This window comes from uncultured Nostoc sp., assembly GCF_964245575.1.
Lineage (GTDB): Bacteria > Cyanobacteriota > Cyanobacteriia > Cyanobacteriales > Nostocaceae > Nostoc.
This window is the reverse complement of sequence record NZ_CAXTNP010000458.1, coordinates 1-4,073: the sequence shown is the minus strand read 5'-3', so window position 1 is coordinate 4,073 and position 4,073 is coordinate 1. Positions and strand designations below refer to the sequence as shown.

Genomic DNA, 4,073 nt, shown 5'->3' with positions numbered 1-4,073 from the left:
CCCCAATCCCCAACCCCTTGACTTTTGACTCTTGACTCTTGACTATTAACTATTGACTATCTTCTTATTTTGTGTGATGAAATATTTCTATCGTCTTTTAATAAGCCTATCTGGGTGTTTAATATTTTTACTGTTGCACGGTGGACTTGCTTCGTTACCTAGTTTGGCGGCTGAGAAAGTTACTGTCAGATACGGATTGTTTGAGCAATCGCTCCCTGTGGCAGATATACGCAACTATGCCGACAACCAAAAGGTTTCTGCCGATCTGCAATCTTTCTTAGATTACCTCAGCCCTAAGGAAAAGCAGAAGTTCCAAGATGCCCTTCAGGTAAAAATGTCTCTTGATATTGTGGCTTTAGATAAGCTGATAAATACAGGAATGGGCAAGCAAATTTTATCTTTTGCATCCCAAGCGATCGCCCGTCGCGATCAAGCCAGTATACAAGCCCTACGAGCTGCCATTATCATAGGAGCAAAATCACCAGAAGGTCTAGGATTAGTCAGCTTTCTAGCAGCCTATCCCAGTAATCAACTAGTTGTTGATGTGTCAAAAATTTCTAAGCTAGTCGGTATGGCAAATTCCTCTTCTGGTTCTGCTGATGCACCTCCAAAGGACAATGTAAGTTCTTCACCTTTAGGAAAAATTGCACTGCAATATCAAATACTCGCCGCCCAAAATAAACAATTCTCAGGTTGCTTATTTGGTGATTCTGTGTCGGCTGGACTTGGTAATACCCTTGGGAATGATACTTTTAATTTTGGGTTAAATGGCTTGAGTACAATCTCATTACTAGAACAACTGAAAAGTTTAATTCCTACCAAGGTTACATGCGAAAAAGCTATTATTGCCATAGGTGGAAATGATGCTTGGTATAGAATTAGTGATGAGTTGTTTAGCAAAAATCTGCAAGAGGCGATCGCACTTGTCCGCACAATGGGAAATAAAGAGATTTTTCTGATTCCGGCTTTTTATTCAACAGTTGCAGCAAGCTCAGATCCAACTGTATCAGCCCCTAATTCTAGAGTTGAACAAATTAATGCTTTGATTAATAAAGTTGCTGAAATAGAAAAAGTGCCAGTTGCAGCAGCAGGAGTAGCACCATTGTATGAGAACAATGTTCTTAAAGAGAATTTGACGAGCGATGGTGATCATCTGAATGCAGATGGTCTAAAAATTTACAGACAAGCATTATTACAAATCCTGGAAAAGTAATAAAATCTCGTCTAATTGCCCATAGTAAAAGCACCCCACCAAAGTTACGTTTATCTAACATAATTCGTAGTTCGTAACTCAAAATTACGAATTACGAATTACCTTAGCGACGCGCTTTCTCGTGTTTGCGTACTCTGTAAGAGTTGCAAGCTACGCTTTTAGCGTCTCGTAGAGAGCGTCATTACGAATTATTACTTTTAGGATTTCCAATTCAAAAACCGCGCATAAATATAAGCTATGCCTTCATCAATAATTGTCCGTACACCTTGGCTATAATCCCACCATTTGTTTGGATCATAATCTCGTGTTTTGGCAGCGATCGCACCAACCTTGACGTTAGGGCTAAGTAGTTTTTTGAACAGCAACCAACTCCTACGGGTGTGAACGTCCAAAGAAAAAACATTAATTGATTGTAGCTTTAAATTGGAATCGGATAGCCAGCGATTAAATTCGGCAGCAGATGCATAACTACGATCCTTGATTACCACAGGTGTCGGCACGGCTACCACCTTCTCTGATTCTAAACCGAGTTTCTTGAAGGTGGCGGCTGACACTTCTGCAAAGTTCTTGTATTCGCTAAGATAAATTCCTTTTTCTATTGAGCCTCCGGTGGTAATTACTAGACTATAAGAACCGGTTTTAAATTCAGTCAAAGCTTGTTGTATGGCATAATCTGGTAGCCATCCTTCAACAACCAATACTTCTGCTGATTTGATCGGGGAAGTCACGGCGAGAAAAGAGTGTACATGAGTAATAGTGAAAAATATTAAATAAGCAATCGAAGCGATTGCAATCGCCCACCCCTGAGCCGTAAGTGTCCACATTTCTTGGCGTTTTATTAGTTTGATTTTTGGAAATTTTCGACACCGACGATTTTTTTTCTGCACTAAACCTTAGCTAAACGTTGTTCTTTCAAGTAAGTAAATACAGACTTGTCTCCAATATCAGCAGGAATTACTTGCACTGTTTTTCGCAGGGCAAATACCAAAAACAATGTTGCCCAAATTCCTAATAAAACACTTTCCCCCTGAGTTGGTAAAATTCCCACCAAATGTCCTAACAACACTAGCGGTACTATTAAGGTTAATATTTTGGTTTCCAGGCGATTGAAGCAAAAAGCCTCTTTAAAATAAATACCTGTCAAAGCAACAAAGATAAATCCAACTCCAAATAAAGTAAGAGGGTGATTGTAAACAGTAAGAGCCAAAGGTTCACTACTAGAGATTGCCAGAATCACTGATGCTATACTACCGATCGCCCAAAAAATTTGCAATATTCGGTGCAGTGATGCCATATAGATATGAATGGTAAATAAACTTACACCAAGAGCGACACTAAAACAAGTATATAGAGGTGTAAGTGCGGTAAAAATAGTCGGGTTATTGTTGAGCAAAACCAAAGCACTGCCTATGGCAAAGCTCAGTGCTGCTACCATTAACCCAGCGCGGTAGATAATTACGCCAGTGCGATCGCTCTGAGTTATTGTAAATTCCCCAAACTGACCTTGATAAACTTCTGGTGGAGGTAGTGTTTGCGTAGTCATAGTTAAAATATAGTTATGAATTACTAATAGAGTACAACAGGAAATTGCTGAAGTGTTACTTTTATTATTATGATCAATCCGACAAACTAAGTGTCACAATGCCTAAACTTTTAAGCCATTTTTGTAGTATCAGTTGACTTGACAGACGCGCTAAAGTCGTGAATTATCTCTACCATTTGACCAGATTTCCTTTCGAGAGCGAAAGACATAGCAACTAGTAAAGCGGGCGTGTAAATCCAGGTATCATCTCAATTAACCAGACTAAAAAGGGGATTTTGCCCCTTGTTAAAGGTAGGCAAACTGACGCCACAGTGTAAGTAAGTCGGCACAAGAAAAGCAAACTATGTGAAGAAAAGTAAAGAAAGCTCAAACCCTTTTTTACCCTGCTCCCTGTCCTTTGCCCTCTGCCTTATCCCAACGATAATGATTTACGCCGACCTACTTTGTCTCTAGTTTAGCTGAGGACTTGATTCTAAGATTAAATTTTAGCTGTAGATAATAGATATTGACAAATTTAGGATTTAATATGTATAAAAATTTGGCAATCAGATAACCCCATAATTAGTTGATATAAAAAGGTGAGATGAGCGATGCCTGCGGCGGGCTACGCCAACGCATTTGTTTAAAGAATTGCAAAACTGTAGACACTTCCTCAGTTTGTCGTCAGATATTGCTTTTTATCGAGGATGTGTGATCGCTTTACAGAATAGATTTCCACTTAAGTCAATAGCGATCGCCTACGGCACGTTACGGGAACGCAATTAGGCATAATTGTATGAGCTGGGTTATTAATATGCCTTGGTTTAGCCACAAATGAGCAATGATGGGCGACAAGCTCCTGGGCGTTTACGCATAGTTCAGCATCAAAAAGCAGGGATATCCACTTAACAATGTCAGGAATGGTTGACACAACCTTGAGCAGCGCAGTTGGAAATTTTTTCAACTTGCTTCGGAGCTTTTATTTCAGTAAATAGCTGAATCCCTCGATTAAAATTCATTTGGCTTTCATCAGGCTTTGCCATCTTTTGATAAGTTAAACCTAATTGAAAATAAGCTTCAGCTAGGTCACACTTAGCACCTATTTTATCCAAAAGTTCGATTGCTTCTGTATGATCAGTAAGGGCTAATGCAAAATCTGCTTGTTGTCGATGGATTTCTGCTAAACCATTTAGTGTTTTTGCTTTTACCTGCATATAATGGCTTTCTTCAGCAAAAGTCAAAGCTTGGTAGAGTATTTGATTTGCCTTATGAAAATCCCCTAAATTTAACGTGAGTTCGGGTTAAGATTAGGCGGCAGAAAGCAAATTGTGATCGATG

General features: G+C 39.3%; 4 protein-coding genes. 1 reads left to right on the top strand and 3 read right to left on the bottom strand.

Going from position 1 to position 4,073, the window contains the following annotated elements:
- The first annotated feature begins 52 nt into the window (after nt 1-52).
- On the top strand, nt 53-1,213 hold the full coding sequence (locus ACFFAP_RS36810; RefSeq protein ID WP_375515832.1) for an alpha/beta hydrolase: 1,161 nt from the start codon (nt 53-55) through the stop codon (nt 1,211-1,213).
- 197 nt (nt 1,214-1,410) lie between these two features.
- Here ACFFAP_RS36810 and ACFFAP_RS36805 read toward each other — a convergent pair whose 3' ends face one another.
- From ACFFAP_RS36805 to ACFFAP_RS36795, 3 genes are all read right to left on the bottom strand, one after another.
- Nucleotides 1,411-2,100 carry a YdcF family protein gene (locus ACFFAP_RS36805; RefSeq protein WP_375515831.1) on the bottom strand — a complete coding sequence of 230 codons (690 nt, stop codon included), beginning with the start codon at nt 2,098-2,100 and terminating at the stop codon, nt 1,411-1,413.
- Complete coding sequence (locus ACFFAP_RS36800; protein ID WP_375515830.1) at nt 2,100-2,756, bottom strand: DUF2301 domain-containing membrane protein; 657 nt, start codon at nt 2,754-2,756, stop codon at nt 2,100-2,102. The genes ACFFAP_RS36805 and ACFFAP_RS36800 overlap by 1 nt, the downstream gene beginning before the upstream one ends.
- Before the next feature lie 893 nt (nt 2,757-3,649).
- A complete protein-coding gene (locus tag ACFFAP_RS36795) occupies nt 3,650-3,949 on the bottom strand; it encodes a tetratricopeptide repeat protein (protein ID WP_375515829.1) in 300 nt (99 codons plus the stop codon).
- Nucleotides 3,950-4,073: the final 124 nt, after the last annotated feature.

What these genes read in the sequence shown, in the direction of transcription:
- ACFFAP_RS36795 (WP_375515829.1), bottom strand. Translation starts at nt 3,949, where the DNA reads ATGCAGGTAAAAGCAAAAACACTAAATGGTTTAGCAGAAATCCATCGA.
- ACFFAP_RS36800 (WP_375515830.1), bottom strand. Translation starts at nt 2,756, where the DNA reads ATGACTACGCAAACACTACCTCCACCAGAAGTTTATCAAGGTCAGTTT.